Here is a 14,198-nt window from a genome sequence, read left to right on the forward strand (position 1 = left end):
ATTTTTGAGAATCGCTTCCGAGCATGTTAACCATTTTCGAAATCGACTCCAAATCTATGTCAAATTGACAAGGAGAACCAAACTTAGATGACTGATAATTACGACGCCTCCCACATCACAGTTCTGGAGGGGTTAACCCCTGTCCGTGAAAGACCTGCCATGTATATCGGCAGTACCGATACCCGCGGTCTTCATCACCTCGTATACGAGGTCGTTGACAACTCGATCGATGAAGCCTTAGCCGGATTCTGTAAACATATCGTCATCATCATCAACCCGAATGGATCGGTATGTGTAGAGGATGACGGCAGGGGTATTCCTGTCGATATCATGCCGAAACAGAACAAGAGCGCCCTTGAAGTCGTTATGACCGTGCTTCACGCCGGCGGAAAGTTCGATAAAAACACCTATCAGGTCTCGGGCGGTCTGCATGGGGTCGGTGTTTCCGTTGTAAACGCTCTTTCCACGCGCCTTACTGCCGAAGTATTCCGTGACGGAAACATCTACTCAATGGTCTTTGGGAAAGGCATCCTTCTGCAGCCGCTTTCCTGCAGGCCAGAAACCGATGAAGAGTATCTTCAGCGCCAGAAGAGGATGGACAAGATTGGTCAGGCAAAAGAAACCACCACGGGAACCCGGATCACCTTCTATCCCGACGGCTCCATTTTTGAGACGACCGAGTTCGATTATGATGTCCTTGCCCACCGGTTCAGAGAACTTGCTTATCTGAATAAAGGTCTGGAGATCCAGATCGAGGACCACCGTACCGGGGATACCGACACCTTCTGTTATCAGGGAGGTCTTCGCGAGTTTGTCACCCACTTAAACGAAGGTAAAGAACTCCTTCACCCTGAACCGATCTATGTCGACAAATCCGACGATGTGAACAAAATCGAGGTGGAGGTCGCTCTTCAGTATAACGATACCTACGGAGAAGTCCTCTATACATACGTGAACAGCGTGAATACCCGCGAAGGGGGCACGCACCTGGAAGGATTCCGCTCGGCTCTTACGCGTGCGATCAATAATAGTGCCCATGCAAATAAACATCTCAAAGAGGATATCTCCGTCCGCGGTGAGGATGTTCGCGAGGGTCTGACCGCCGTAATCAGCGTCAAGATCGCGAACCCGCAGTTTGAAGGCCAGACCAAGATGCGGCTTGGAAACAGCAGTGTCAAAGGCCTTGTTGACTCGATGATGTATCAGGCTCTGACCGAGTTTTTCGAGGAAAACCCGAAGGTCATCGCATCTATCGCCAAAAAATCCCTTGATGCGGCAAATGCACGCGAAGCTGCCCGCCGCGCGAAGGAACTTGCGAGAAGAAAGACGTCTCTTGAGATGTCAGGACTTCCCGGTAAACTTGCCGACTGCTCCGAACGCGATCCGGCAAAAAGCGAGATCTATATCGTGGAAGGAGATTCTGCAGGCGGTTCAGCCAAACAGGGACGCGACAGAAAATTCCAGGCGATCCTGCCTCTTCGCGGTAAGATCCTGAATGTGGAAAAAGCACTGGAACACAAGGCTTTGAAAAATGCCGAGATCCAGACGCTTATCACGGCGATCGGTGCGGGATACGGCGAAAAGTTCGATGCCGAACGCGCCAGATATCACCACATCATTATCATGACGGATGCGGATGTGGATGGGGCACATATCAGGATTCTGCTCCTTACCTTCTTCTACCGGTTCATGAAGCCTCTTGTGGAAATGGGATATATCTACATCGCTCAGCCTCCTCTCTTCAGAATTGCGAAAGGCAAACAGGAAAAATACGTGTACACGGAAGAGGACATGCGCTCGGCAATCGCAGAGTACGGCGAGAAGGGCATCTCGGTCCAGAGATACAAGGGTCTTGGTGAAATGAATGCAGGTCAGCTCTGGAACACCACCATGGATCCCAAATTCCGTATCTTAAAGAAAGTACGGATCGAGGATGCAGGTTATGCAAATGAGATATTCGAAAAACTCATGGGAGATGATGTCATGCCCAGAAAAGATTTCATCAAACGTCATGCAGGGGAGGTGAAGAACCTTGACATCTGAAGAAGAAACCACGCACAAGACGGTCTCGATCAACATCGAAGATGAGATGAAGAACTGTTTCATCGATTATGCGATGAGCGTTATCATCGGGCGTGCGATCCCTGATGTCCGTGACGGTCTCAAACCGGTCCACCGGCGGATTTTGTATGCCATGTTCCACGACGAGGGGAACACGAGCGATAAGGCCTACAAGAAATCCGCCAAGGCAGTCGCAGCCACCATGGGTAATTATCACCCGCACGGTGACTCTGCGATCTACGATACGCTCGTGAAGATGGCTCAGCCGTTCTCCTATCGTTATACCTTAGTAGATGGTCAGGGTAACTTCGGTTCGATCGACGGTGACTCGGCAGCAGCAATGCGTTATACCGAGGCAAGGCTTACCAAAGCAGCCGAATCTCTTCTCGAGGATATCGACAAAGATACCGTCGATTTCGTCCCGAACTTCGATGAGTCGTCCCAGGAACCGGACGTGCTCCCAAGCAGGATCCCGAATCTTCTGGTAAACGGTACTACAGGTATCGCGGTCGGTATGGCGACCAACATGATGCCGCATAACCTCGGCGAGGTCTGTGATCTGGTGGATGCCTACATCGATAACCCGGAGATGCAGCTCGATGAGATGATGAAGATCCTCCCGGCACCTGACTTTCCGACAGGCGGAAAGATCATGGGTACTGACGGGATCGTCAATGCTTATCAGACCGGTCAGGGAAAAGTCATTCTCCGCGGCATTGCCGAGATCGAGGAACGCAAAAAAGGATTCGAGCAGATCGTTATCACCGAGATCCCCTATCAGGTGAACAAGGCATCGATGATCGAGAAGATCGCCGAACTTGTAAAAACGAAGGTGATCGAAGGCATCAGCGACATTCGTGATGAGTCCGATAAAGACGGGATCCGTGTTATCATCGAACTCAAGCAGAACACGCAGGCAAATGTTGTTCTGAACCTGCTTTACAAACATACTCAGCTCGAAAATTCGTTTGGTATCATCAATCTGGCTATCGTCGATAAGAAGCCGAAGATCCTTTCACTCGTCGAGCTTCTCCGCTATTTCATCTCACATCGGGTCGAAGTCGTTCGGCGCAGGTCCCAATTTGATCTGCGTAAAGCAGAAGAACGGATGCATATCATGGCTGGCCTTTTAAAGGCTCTTGATATGATCGATGTGGTGATCGCGACCATTCGTGCCTCTCCGGAGGCTTCTGTGGCACAGGAAGCCCTTGTTTCGACACTGGGCTTTTCTGAGGCGCAGGCCGAGGCAATCCTCAAGATGCAGCTTCGCCGTCTCGCGGCCCTTGAACAGCAGAAGATCGTGGATGAGACCACCTCACTCCAGCTGATCATCGACAAACTCACCTGGATCTTGTCATCCGAGGAGAACATCCTCTCGGTCGTGAAAACAGAGACTGCCGAGGTCCGTTCGGCCTACGCCGATGAACGCCGGACCCAGATCGATTACACGGCCAACACCGACTTCAACATGATGGACCTGATCCCGGACGAACAGACCCTTGTCATGCTCACGACCCAGGATTACATCAAGAGAGTTCCGCTGGATCTCTATCGCCAGCAGAAACGCGGCGGCAGAGGCGTGATCGGCATGACCACAAAGGATGAGGACTCCGTCGATAAAGTCTTCATGGCGAGCACGCATGATTATCTGCTGTGTTTCACCAACAAAGGCAGAGTCTACTGGCTCCGTGTGTATGAGATCCCTGAAGGATCAAGGACCAGTAAGGGTAAGGCGATCGTCAATCTGCTGAACCTTACTGATGAGGAAGTTTCGGCGGTCATTCCGATGCGGGATTTCGATGCTGAAAAGAATCTTCTGTATGCAACAAAGAAAGGCCGTGTCGGCAAGTTCAGTCAGGATCTGTTCTCACGGCCAAGGACCGGGGGGATCATTGGTATCACGCTCCTCGACGGCGATGAGCTTGTTGATGTGGTCGTGACCGGCGGCAGTTCTGATGTCGTTCTTACGACCGCATTCGGTCAGGCCCTCAGATTCTCCGAGGATGAGGTCAGAGCAACCGGCCGCGGTACCCAGGGCGTTATCGGTATCCGGCTGAAGTATGAGGGAGATTATGTATGTGGTCTTACCCTGGTCGAGACCCAGTATCTGCTGATGATCACCGACAAAGGATACGGTAAGAGGACCGAGTTCGATGCATTCATGGGTCATGGCCGCGGTACCCAGGGCGTAAAGTCTATCGTGGCGAACTTCGAGCGCGGCAAAGTCGTCTCCTCGCTCGCGGTCTCGGATGACGATCAGGTCATCATCACGACTGCCGCAGGAGTTGTGCTGCGAACCCAGGCTTCGGACATCTCGATCCAGGGACGCGGAACACAAGGTGTCCGTGTCATCCGGGTCGACTCTGGAGACAAGGTCACGGGTGTTGCCGTTGTTCCGCCGGATGAGGTTGATCCCGCTCTGCCGGAAGGCGAAGATCAGGCCTGATCTTTTTTTCTTTTTTCAGATATCCGCTCTGTTTTGGATGCGGGGCGCCTTCAGAAGTTTTTCACTGATTACTCAATGAAGAGCGGGAGCCAGGTGACATCTTTAATGCATATCTCCGCCAAATAGTACAGCATCCATGTCCTACATCGACCCGATCGTACTAATCATCGCCTTTGGTGCAGCTTCCGTCTCGTTTCTGTGGCTGAGAGATACCCGCATCTTTGTCAGAACCGGTAAAGAGGGGTATCGGAAAGCCGCCTATCATGGTGTTCTTTATTCAGCTCTGGGATGGTTCGGCTGTGCTCTTGCCGGTTTTGCCGAAACGACATTTATGTATCTGGGTGTCGGCTGTATGCTGATAGCTCTCTATCTCCAGTCCAGACTGAAGAAAGAGGATGTATGGGTAGGAAATGAATCTGCATGGACCCGGTTCATCGGATCGGCGCCCCGTCAGGAGAGAAAATAAATATGATACAAAAACCCCGCGGAACAAGAGATTTTCTTCCGGCTGAAATGACACAGCGCCGGTTTGTTGAACAGAAAATGCGGTCCGTCGCGGCAGGATTCGGATACGGCGAGATCGTTACGCCCATGTTCGAAGAGCAGGAACTCTTCACGATCAAGTCAGGCGAAGGGATCATCAATGAGATGTATGCATTCGAGGATAAAGGCGGCAGAAAACTGACGCTCCGCCCGGAACTCACTTCTGCTGTTCTCCGTGCCTATGTCAACGAGGCGCAGATGGCGCCAAAACCCCTCCGCTGGTTTTATTTCGCGGAATGTTTCAGGTATGAACGCCCGCAGAAGGGAAGATACCGGCAGTTCTGGCAGTTCGGCTCCGAGCTGATCGGTGCCGATTCTGCAGCTGCCGATGCTGAAGTAATAGCCCTTGCTTATGAATTACTGAAATGCAGCGGCGTCCGCTTTGTTTTGAAAGTCGGCCATCTTGCTCCGATGAAGCATCTTCTTTCAGGTCTCGATGCCCCATCACAAAAACAGGTCATGGCAGCTCTCGATAAACGTGATATGGATCTGCTTGAAACAACGCTTGCATCCCTTGACCGTTCTTATTTGTTTGCGTCGTTAAAGGTTCTCACTACGGCAAAAACGCTTCCGGAAATATTTGCCGTTACGGGCGACATTCCGGAAAAAACGAGGATCGAGGAGACCTTCGGTTATCTTGAAGTACAAAACATCCCCTTTGAACAGAACTTCGGGATCGCCCGGGGTCTTGACTACTACACGGGAATGGTCTTTGAAGGATTTGCCGACAATCTCGGTGCGGAAAATCAGATCCTCGGCGGAGGGGCTTACCGTCTCGCACACCTTTTCGGCGGAAAGGATGTTCCCTCCTGCGGATTTGGCATAGGGTTCGACCGTGTCATGGTCTCTCTTGGGGAGTTCTCCCTCGAGACAAAACCGGCGGCAGCGGTCATCTGCACGCCCGAGACCCGGATCCCGGCATACAAAGCCGCGTCCTCCCTTCGCAGCGCGGGGATCACCGCGGTCATGGACCTTCTCGATCGAGGATTTGGCGCCCAGCTGTCTTCCGCGCTGAAGTCAGGAGCATCATTCGCTGTCGTGATTGGCGAAAAGGAAGCGGCAGCCGGCACCATTACTCTTAAAGATCTCAGCACCGCTGTCCAGACTGAGATGTCACTGGAATCTGCCATCGAGGTAATTCATGGTTCTTGCCGATGAGCTCGCCAAGAAACAGCGAAGCATCAGTGTAGCGGAATTTTTTGAAAAAAATAAACAGATGCTTGGTTTTGATTCTCCGACAAGGGGGATCATCACCACCATAAAAGAGGCGATCGATAATTCGCTCGATGCCTGCGAAGAGGCACAGGTCCTTCCTGATATTCTTGTTTCGGTCAGGCGGATCTCGAATGATGTTTTCCGTGTCGTTGTCGAAGACAACGGTCCGGGGATCGTTCCGGAAAAAATGCCGAGCGTTTTTGCGAAACTTCTCTACGGCTCACGATTCCATCAGGTCAGACAGACCCGCGGTCAGCAGGGGATCGGTATATCGGCAGCGGTTTTGTATGCTCAGCTCACGACCGGAAAACCGACGATCGTAACATCCCGGACCGATGCAAAGAACAAAGCGCATACCATGTCTCTTGTCATTAAAACGGAGACAAACGAACCTGAAGTTCTCTCCCACGAAGAGGTTGACTGGATCCTTCCTCACGGAACGCGTGTTCAGCTCGAGTTCAAAAGCAATATCGCGGCAAGAAAAAAACTCATCGAGTATCTGAAATACACCTCGATCGTCAATCCCCATGCGAAGTTCCGTGTAGAGATCGATGACGAGTCTTTTACGTTTGAGCGGGTTTCATCCGAAGTTCCGCCCTGTCCGGTGGCGATCAAACCTCATCCTTATGGTATAGAACTCGGTGTTTTGAAACGGATGACGACCGCATCCGATCTGCCTTTAAAGGAGTTTCTTGTTGAGAGTTTTTCGAAGGTAGGTGAGAAAACCGCTCTCGAGATATGCAGTTCCGCAAGACTCGATTCCGCAGTAAAGGTTTCCTCCCTTGGCCTCGAATCACTCAATCCTCTTCTTGATGCCATGCAGACAACAAAGATCCCGGCTCCTTCTGCATCGCAGTGTTTGTCCCCGATCACCGACGAACTTATCGTGAAAGGCATGGAGAAGGAGTTCGAGCTTGACTTCATCAAAGCCAGGACACGTCCCGGAAGTGTGTACGGCGGTCACTCGTTCATCGTGGAAGCGGCGATCGGTTACGGCGGCAAACTTCCTCCCGAGGGAAGCGCTATTCTTTTGCGGTTTGCGAATCGTGTCCCGCTTCTTTATCAGCAGGGGGCCTGTGCGATCACAAATGCGGTTCAGAATGTGAACTGGAAATCCTACGGGGTTTCCCAGTCGGGCCTCCCCACCGGACCCATACTTATTCTCGTCCATGTGGCGGCGACCAATGTTCCGTTCACGAGCGAGTCCAAGGACGCCGTTGCGGCAGTTCCTGAGATCGAGCGGGAGATCACGCTTGCTTTGCAGGAACTCGGCCGCGACCTGAAGATGTTTCTGTCCCGCCGCGACAGAAATAAACTGCAGGATGACCGGGCACGTGCGATCTGCTCGGTAATTCCCCTGATCGCCGCGAAGGTCGGCGAGATCGTTGAACTCCCGACCCCTGACACTTCCCTCATCGAAGGAAGGATCATGCGTCGTGTGGTCCTCAAGAAAAGCTCGGCAGGCGGCAAAGTTATGATCCATATCGACAACTACACAACAAAATCCCAGGAGATCTCCCTGTATGATATCTCCGGAGACAATGCAGGCGACGCAACCGTCCCTCCCTCATTCGTATCTGAGATGGATGGCGAGTACACGAAGATCTGGAAGGTTACCCTTTCCGCAGGTGAAGCATTCGAAGTCACCTATACCGGCAGCGGCGGGGGAATGATCGAGATGCAGGGTGTGGCTGAAAACCTCAAAGTGGTGGTGGATCTGGATGTCTGACCCAACTGAAAGAGACACGGCAACGAAGAAACGTCTTATGGAGATGGCCAAAGTATGGTATGATCAGATGAACAGCGGCGAGATTCCGTCGATCACTCTGCCTACCAGAACAAAATACAATATCGAATATGACGATGAATCCGAGGTTTGGAAGTACGGCGACAAAGAGTCCGTCAGAAATGCCGGGACTGCGAAGTCGGCCACGCACATGCTCAAGATGGCCTATGTCATCTGGTTCATAAAAACCCAGCTGCAGGAAAATCGATCATCGACCTTAAGAGAAATGTATTACATCTCGGAGGGCTGGAAACAGGCAAAGTTTGGCGCTCAGAACGAGAGTAACTATCTGATCGAGGATCTCGAGATCATCACTGCTATGCAGAGGGAGTTTTTCCATATGCGTCCTGAAGAGGACGGGGCCTCGATTTTCGGACCGATCCGTATCCGGGAAAATACCCGGCGGGGGATGAAAGAGATCCACTGTCAGGATGATGTTGGAGAAGCGGGATACAACATTCCGAACAATGTGGAGAACGTGGAGCTTGTGGATCATGATGCTTCCTGTGTTATCGCCATCGAAACGGGCGGTATGTTTTCCCGTTTACAGGAAAACGGCTTCGATGAAGATTACAATGCTGTCCTCCTTCACCTGAAGGGTCAGCCGGCCAGAGCGACAAGACGTATGCTGAAACGCATGAACGAGGAGCTGGGTATCCCGGTTGTGGTTTTCACCGATGGTGATCCCTGGTCTTACCGTATTTACGCATCCGTTGCCTACGGTTCGATCAAGTCAGCTCACATGTCCGAGCTTTTGGCAACGCCGTCTGCCCAGTTCATCGGGGTCAAGCCTTCGGATATCCAGCGGTACAATCTGCCTGCCGACAAACTTACAGAACAGGATGTTTCAGCACTTCGGGCTGAACTGACCGATCCGCGGTTTGCGACCGATTTCTGGAGAAAAGAGATCAATCTCCAGCTTGAAATGAATCTGAAGTCGGAACAGCAGGCATTTGCCAGCCGCGGTCTCGATTTCGTTACAAAGGAGTATCTTCCCTCCATGCTCTCGGAAATAGGTGTTCTGAAACGCTGATGAATCCATCACTCCTTGCGCTTTACGTCGGCGTTTTCGCCTCGATGGCTCTTTCAAATGCAGTCGTTCCGATCCTTTCGATCATCACCCCGGATCCCGGTATGCAGGGAGCCGTCTTTGCCGCCTATTTTTTAGGCGCGTTTTTCATGGTGTTTCCTGCCGGCTGGATATCTGATACGGTCGGGCGTCCGCCGCTGATAAAACTTGGTCTCCTCGGGACCTGTGTGTCCGGCCTTTTGATCTGGTTTTTCCCGGGAGATCCTCTGTTTACCGTATCTCTGAGGTTTCTGGAAGGCCTTTTTACCGGAATGTTTGTCTCTTCAGCACTTTCGTATGTCAACTCAGAGGCCGATCATAAAAAACTGTCCGGGATGTACATTGCTTTGCTGAATGTCGGTCTGGTGGCGGGACTTGTGATTCCAGGTCTGCTGGCAGCATATCATCCCTATGCAGGGGTCCTCGTTTTTTCTGTTCTGAGCGGATGTGCATTTTTTACCGGGATATTTTTCCGTGACCATGCAGATTTTGTCTCGCTCAGGATCCCGATTAGAACGATCCTCTCGATCACTCAGTATCATAAATGGTTATGGGTGACGTTGTTTGTTTTTGCCGGAGCGACCGGTGTTGTGACAAGTATGTATCCGGAGATGTCTGGATATTCTGCTGAGATCTCCGGGATCGTGACGGCACTGATGAGTTTGGCCACCGCCGTATGCGTCTACGCCGCAGCGCATCTCGCTTTATCCGATTCTCTTGGTGTTATTCGAAAGACGGCTCTTCTCCTTGCCGTATCCATACCCCTCGTTCTGCTCACCCCGTTTGGCATGATCATCGTCGGCGGTGTGTTTGGGGTGATTTCGGCAGCTGTATTGAATTATATCGCCGTTACTCCTCATCCCCAGGGCGTGATGAACGGTCTTTTTACGACGATGCAGTATGCCGGCATGGCCGCCTTGCCGTTCGTCACCGGTCTTCTCGTCACACCTCTTGGTTATCCGTGGGTTTTTGTGAGTGTCGGTATTCTGGTTTTGGCAGGGGGTCTTCTGATCGTTCGGTGTCCCTGTTATGTCCCCGCGTTACGGTAAATACTGTAGTTCCTTCCTTACTTTCGTTTTTTTCGTGGATGGTAGTGATGTTTGGGTACGGTTGTTCCGGGAAGCAGGCATTCAGCGGTTCCGTCGCGGCAGTCTTTCAAGGGTGTACTGCAGTACTCCAGTATGCTCAGTGCTCTCTCGGCACCGATCGCCGGCTTGGTTGCTTCCAGCCAAAGATAAAATCCTACTCTGGACGGTGTCGGCCGTTCATATTTGAATCCGCCTGTTTTTGACGGTACCATTTTCAGATAGGTCCGCTGTTTTTTTGGTTTGAGGTAGATCACAGGCGACATCTCGGGAAAATCCACCGCAAGGATCACGCGCGAGTAGTTCTCTTGGAGTGAATCGGCGTCAAGGATTTCTGATTTGACCCGGAGGCCGTAATTTGTGATCAGCGCCTTGATCGCGGAAGGATATAGACCTCCGCAGATAACCTTTTTCACCAATGGCGAGACGGAAGGATCCGAGAAGTACTGATCCGGCGACATGTCATGGTCCATGGCGAAAAACAGCTTTGTGAGTGCGTCGTCGTGGAGTTTTTTGTAATCAAAGTCGCGTATCTTTAATGTCTCGCAGGGGATAAGCACCGGATTTTTTTCCGGATGTGTGGGGATGGATGTGATTCTGAGACCTTTGAGACAGGATTTCATCACTTCACATTCATGTGTCCCAATGTACGCATTATCCGGATCGGCTACGAGCCTTCGCACAACCTGTGTTCCGGAGATATCGACGGATGAAAAGAGAATGAATCCCACATGCTCCTGATTGAACATGTAGCCAAACAGCTTTTTCTTATAGATGATCTCTGCTTCAAGATCTTTGAGATCAGCAGGACTGGTCACGATCTCACTGAATACGACCTGTTTGTCTTTATCGAAAAGGAGGAGATCGACTTCAGCCAGATCCTGACCGTTCCCTCTGACTCTGATGTCGCCTTTTTCTGCAGAATATATCCCGTTCACGCCGAGCCTGATCTTTTCGCGGTGTTTCGGGACATCGGCGCCTTTTCTGACGATCTTCTTGATGGTATCGGTTTTTTCCGCGATCCTGATGAGCTGTTCGTATATGAGGTTTTCAAACCAGTATCCTTCGGCGGTCCTCATCAGCATAATGTCTTCCGAGAAGAGGTTTTTGCGTTCAGCTGGCCGCATGTGGCGCAGGGCTCGTACTGCCATCGCCCGATCGGGTTTATAGTGGCAGAACTGCTCACTAATCCACGAGAGCATTACAACTCTCCGCTATGTTGTTTCATAATGTATTTTATGCGAGGATGAGTATCCTTCGCGTGAGACTTTTATGCACTCTCTGCTCGTAGTATCCGACGATCTCAAAGAGATCTTCAGCGAGAGGTCTGATGTCTTTATGTGTCACGATAACAGCCCTGCCTCCGGATCTCAGCACACGCCGTATCTCTTTGAGGGATTCTGTGTAGAGAGTATCAATGCTTTCAGCCCCTATCGTGGTCGACTGACCGTATGGGAGGTCGGTTGCAATGGCATCAAAAACTCCGTCCGGATAGGGCATGTTCGTTGCATCGGCCCGAATGTATGCTCCGTTTGGCAGGTTCTGTCTGCATCCGTTGAGCATCTCGGGGTCGTAGTCGCTTCCGACTGCGTCTATGCCCAGCATTTCACATTCTAGAAGCATTCCGCCAGTCCCGCAGAAGGGGTCGCATAACCATTGACCAGGCTCGACATGGGTCAGGTTGACCATTGTCCGAGCCATCAAAGGCATCATGACACCCGGGTGGAAGAATGCTCTTCTCTGGGGGTTTCGGTAGGCGTATGATCCGCGGTCGATGGTTTGTAGTACCTGACCGAAGAAGCATCTTCCGTTTGTAAAGACAGCGCGGTATTCTACAGCCGGATCTTTAAGATCGACCGTGCCGCGAATTTTTTGTCCCATCATGCGCTCGAGTTCCAGTTGGGATGCATTGACGGTGACAGGATGAATCTTTCTTGCCCGGCAGCAGAATGTGCCGGGGGCTATGGGGGCGAGCTGGTCAAGGAGGCGTTCGAGGGCTTCCTTTGACGCATTGCATTCGCCAAGAAGGCGCATTACTACATGCGTCTGCGCGAGCCGTGTTGTTCTCCGCGGATCATCTACTTCAGCTATGGCAATGCCGTTTTCTGTACGGGTAACTTTCCCCACACAGGACAACTCGGCGATCGCCAGAGGCAGGTTCTCTCCGGAGAGTTCAAACAACAGGTTCATCCGCTTTATACATGTGCCGTCTGGCTAATAATATCTGTGGGGTCCGAAAGTTTCTGCGCTCTGCTGCTGGGCATAAATTTGCCGGAGTCAGCTGATCTCTTTTCGTTTGATGTACCAGATCTTCGCACATTTTTCCGGGTGGTATCGAAGTTTCGCCTCGCGAAGACCGGCGACGTCCATGTCAGACTCGCGATTGATCCAGGTGTATTTCCCCAGAAGCTGCCTGGCGGTTTCCTGGTTGATGACTTTGTAAATTCCTTTGTACTGGGCTAAGCCCTTTTCAAAATGAATGACTGCAGTTTCATAATTCATCTCTCCCCAAATAGCCGCCGCTCCTATTTTGTTCCGTGGGCCGACGCGGATCACCAGCCCTTCACACCCGAGTTCATGCCAATTTTCCAGCGCCGTGTGTGCGGCTCTGACTTCTTCATTGAGCACGGTGTTTGTATCGGCGATTTTTGTATCGCTCCATTTGTCGAGCATGTCATGGAGTTCGGGAATGGTTTCCGGTTTGATCGTCTCGACGGTGTATTGGTATTTGGTATTGAATCGGTTGATATGTCTGCGGATGTTGAGGTATTTTTGTCCGGAGAGTTCGGCCAGTTCCTTTGTTCTGTAGTAGTAATCGCTGCATCCCCTGGAGTGATAGACCGGGGTTTCGGGGTGGTAGAGGTGCATGTACGGAATGTATTTGTCTTCATAAAAGGCAATAGCGCAGTCTCCTGTGTTTTTTTTGGCAAAGGAGATGAGTTCTTCAAAAAGTGCAGGGTCGAATTCGCCAACCGGAGCATGACACGTGCTTCTGCCGTTGATCGTGTTGGAAAGGATGAGGTGGTCGTTTATTACCGCATATTCGCAAGGGGCGTAGTGTTCCCACGAGAAGAGCGTAAGGAAGTTGTGTTCGGAGTGATACTGGGGAAAACGCCGGAAGTAGTCATCGATGAGAGGCTTGTCTTCGAGGGTTATTTTTTTGAAGTCAGTTTTTTTCATGTTCAAAGAGCATTGGGGTGTAGTTTTTCATTTCAGAGAAGCCTGCTCTGCGGTAGATTGATTCTTTTCCAGGTGCAGAGACGAGGCCTATCCATGTCAGGCCGTGCGCTGATCCCAGGCGCTTCAGCGTTTTTGCTATGCGCTCTCCGATGCCGCGTCCCCGGAATTCGGGGAAGACAACCACGTCCTGAATATATCCGTCGGCAACTCCGTCGGAGATGATGCGGCCCATTCCGACTGCGCGATTCTGCGTGTCGTGGGCGATAAGGAAGATTGAGCTGCCCTCTATGATCTGCGCGATGCGGTCTGTGCTCCATCCCATTTCCCACCACCCCCCGGTCCTATATAGGTCGAGGATTTCGGACCTGTTCCATGAACGGGCTATGCTTAGGGTTATTTCTTCTTCTGACAAGGGTAATGCCGTCCTGTAATTTATTAGTTATATTTTCATCTGAGTGGTTTAGGATAATGATATTTATGGTCCGTTCTTCTCATCAAAACAGGTGTGTTTATATGTATGTTTGCCTAACATTATTACCTCACAAGACGCACGATCCAAGCCTTGTCCTGCCGGTTTCTTCCGGCGGGGCATGCCTGCTTTGATTCGGTGGGTTTATAAGTGATTGGAGGTAACTATGTTACCTCGCAAGGCTCTCGAACTGCCTTTTGGGCTCTCCGGCTTCTGATGCCTGAGTTTTCCGGAATGCGGTTCGAAGACTATATAAGCATTCGATGCTGATATAGTAGAGCTGTTTAAGTGGAGGACAAAACGCGAATCATCCGGGTTTCCCGGAGTGATTGTTGGTCCTGACG

The 14,198-nt window shown here is 51.3% G+C and carries 11 protein-coding genes; 7 read left to right on the plus strand and 4 right to left on the minus strand.

The annotated features are described in order from the left end of the window. Positions 1 to 87 precede the first annotated feature (87 nt). The 7 genes from gyrB (at position 88) to EYA77_RS08370 (ending at position 10,169) form a co-directional block, all read left to right on the plus strand. Positions 88 to 2,043: a DNA topoisomerase (ATP-hydrolyzing) subunit B gene (gene gyrB, locus EYA77_RS08340; protein WP_095642405.1), complete on the plus strand. Its 1,956-nt coding sequence runs from the start codon at positions 88 to 90 to the stop codon at positions 2,041 to 2,043. Next, on the plus strand, positions 2,033 to 4,507 hold the full coding sequence (gyrA, locus tag EYA77_RS08345; protein WP_042696346.1) for a DNA gyrase subunit A: 2,475 nt from the start codon (positions 2,033 to 2,035) through the stop codon (positions 4,505 to 4,507). The genes gyrB and gyrA overlap by 11 nt, the downstream gene beginning before the upstream one ends. Positions 4,508 to 4,643: 136 nt before the next feature. Next, positions 4,644 to 4,973 carry a hypothetical protein gene (locus EYA77_RS08350; RefSeq protein WP_042696345.1) on the plus strand — a complete coding sequence of 110 codons (330 nt, stop codon included), beginning with the start codon at positions 4,644 to 4,646 and terminating at the stop codon, positions 4,971 to 4,973. 2 nt (positions 4,974 to 4,975) lie between these two features. Further along, complete coding sequence (hisS, locus tag EYA77_RS08355; protein WP_167816425.1) at positions 4,976 to 6,208, plus strand: histidine--tRNA ligase; 1,233 nt, start codon at positions 4,976 to 4,978, stop codon at positions 6,206 to 6,208. Beyond that, complete coding sequence (locus EYA77_RS08360; RefSeq protein WP_167816426.1) at positions 6,192 to 7,994, plus strand: DNA topoisomerase VI subunit B; 1,803 nt, start codon at positions 6,192 to 6,194, stop codon at positions 7,992 to 7,994. Before hisS ends, EYA77_RS08360 begins: the two co-directional genes overlap by 17 nt. Then, positions 7,987 to 9,084 carry a DNA topoisomerase IV subunit A gene (locus EYA77_RS08365; RefSeq protein ID WP_167816427.1) on the plus strand — a complete coding sequence of 366 codons (1,098 nt, stop codon included), beginning with the start codon at positions 7,987 to 7,989 and terminating at the stop codon, positions 9,082 to 9,084. Before EYA77_RS08360 ends, EYA77_RS08365 begins: the two co-directional genes overlap by 8 nt. After that, positions 9,084 to 10,169, plus strand: a complete 1,086-nt coding sequence (locus EYA77_RS08370) for an MFS transporter (RefSeq protein ID WP_095642409.1) — start codon at positions 9,084 to 9,086, stop codon at positions 10,167 to 10,169. Before EYA77_RS08365 ends, EYA77_RS08370 begins: the two co-directional genes overlap by 1 nt. Before the next feature lie 17 nt (positions 10,170 to 10,186). On the opposite strand, the gene EYA77_RS08375 is transcribed toward EYA77_RS08370, so the two are convergent. The 4 genes from EYA77_RS08375 to EYA77_RS08390 all read right to left on the minus strand — a co-directional run bounded on the left by EYA77_RS08375 (position 10,187) and on the right by EYA77_RS08390 (position 13,797). Further along, positions 10,187 to 11,356: a hypothetical protein gene (locus EYA77_RS08375; RefSeq protein WP_209315041.1), complete on the minus strand. Its 1,170-nt coding sequence runs from the start codon at positions 11,354 to 11,356 to the stop codon at positions 10,187 to 10,189. An 85-nt stretch (positions 11,357 to 11,441) separates the two neighbouring features. Next, complete coding sequence (locus tag EYA77_RS08380; protein ID WP_167816429.1) at positions 11,442 to 12,395, minus strand: methyltransferase domain-containing protein; 954 nt, start codon at positions 12,393 to 12,395, stop codon at positions 11,442 to 11,444. A gap of 87 nt (positions 12,396 to 12,482) precedes the next feature. Then, the gene (locus EYA77_RS08385) at positions 12,483 to 13,385 is read right to left on the minus strand and encodes a DUF2156 domain-containing protein (RefSeq protein WP_095642411.1); all 903 of its coding nucleotides are present in this window, start codon (positions 13,383 to 13,385) and stop codon (positions 12,483 to 12,485) included. Further along, entirely contained in the window at positions 13,372 to 13,797 is a 426-nt protein-coding gene (locus EYA77_RS08390) for a GNAT family N-acetyltransferase (RefSeq protein ID WP_245241231.1), read from the minus strand. The genes EYA77_RS08385 and EYA77_RS08390 overlap by 14 nt, the downstream gene beginning before the upstream one ends. Positions 13,798 to 14,198 lie beyond the last annotated feature (401 nt).

The organism is Methanocorpusculum sp. GPch4, assembly GCF_012062385.1.
Taxonomy (GTDB): domain Archaea; phylum Halobacteriota; class Methanomicrobia; order Methanomicrobiales; family Methanocorpusculaceae; genus Methanocorpusculum; species Methanocorpusculum parvum.

Coding starts and splice junctions, on each gene's coding strand:
- gyrB (WP_095642405.1), top strand. CDS start 88: ATGACTGATAATTACGACGCCTCCCACATCACAGTTCTGGAGGGGTTA.
- EYA77_RS08350 (WP_042696345.1), top strand. CDS start 4,644: ATGTCCTACATCGACCCGATCGTACTAATCATCGCCTTTGGTGCAGCT.
- hisS (WP_167816425.1), top strand. CDS start 4,976: ATGATACAAAAACCCCGCGGAACAAGAGATTTTCTTCCGGCTGAAATG.
- EYA77_RS08360 (WP_167816426.1), top strand. CDS start 6,192: ATGGTTCTTGCCGATGAGCTCGCCAAGAAACAGCGAAGCATCAGTGTA.
- EYA77_RS08365 (WP_167816427.1), top strand. CDS start 7,987: ATGTCTGACCCAACTGAAAGAGACACGGCAACGAAGAAACGTCTTATG.
- EYA77_RS08370 (WP_095642409.1), top strand. CDS start 9,084: ATGAATCCATCACTCCTTGCGCTTTACGTCGGCGTTTTCGCCTCGATG.
- EYA77_RS08375 (WP_209315041.1), bottom strand. CDS start 11,356: ATGGCAGTACGAGCCCTGCGCCACATGCGGCCAGCTGAACGCAAAAAC.
- EYA77_RS08380 (WP_167816429.1), bottom strand. CDS start 12,395: ATGAACCTGTTGTTTGAACTCTCCGGAGAGAACCTGCCTCTGGCGATC.
- EYA77_RS08385 (WP_095642411.1), bottom strand. CDS start 13,385: ATGAAAAAAACTGACTTCAAAAAAATAACCCTCGAAGACAAGCCTCTC.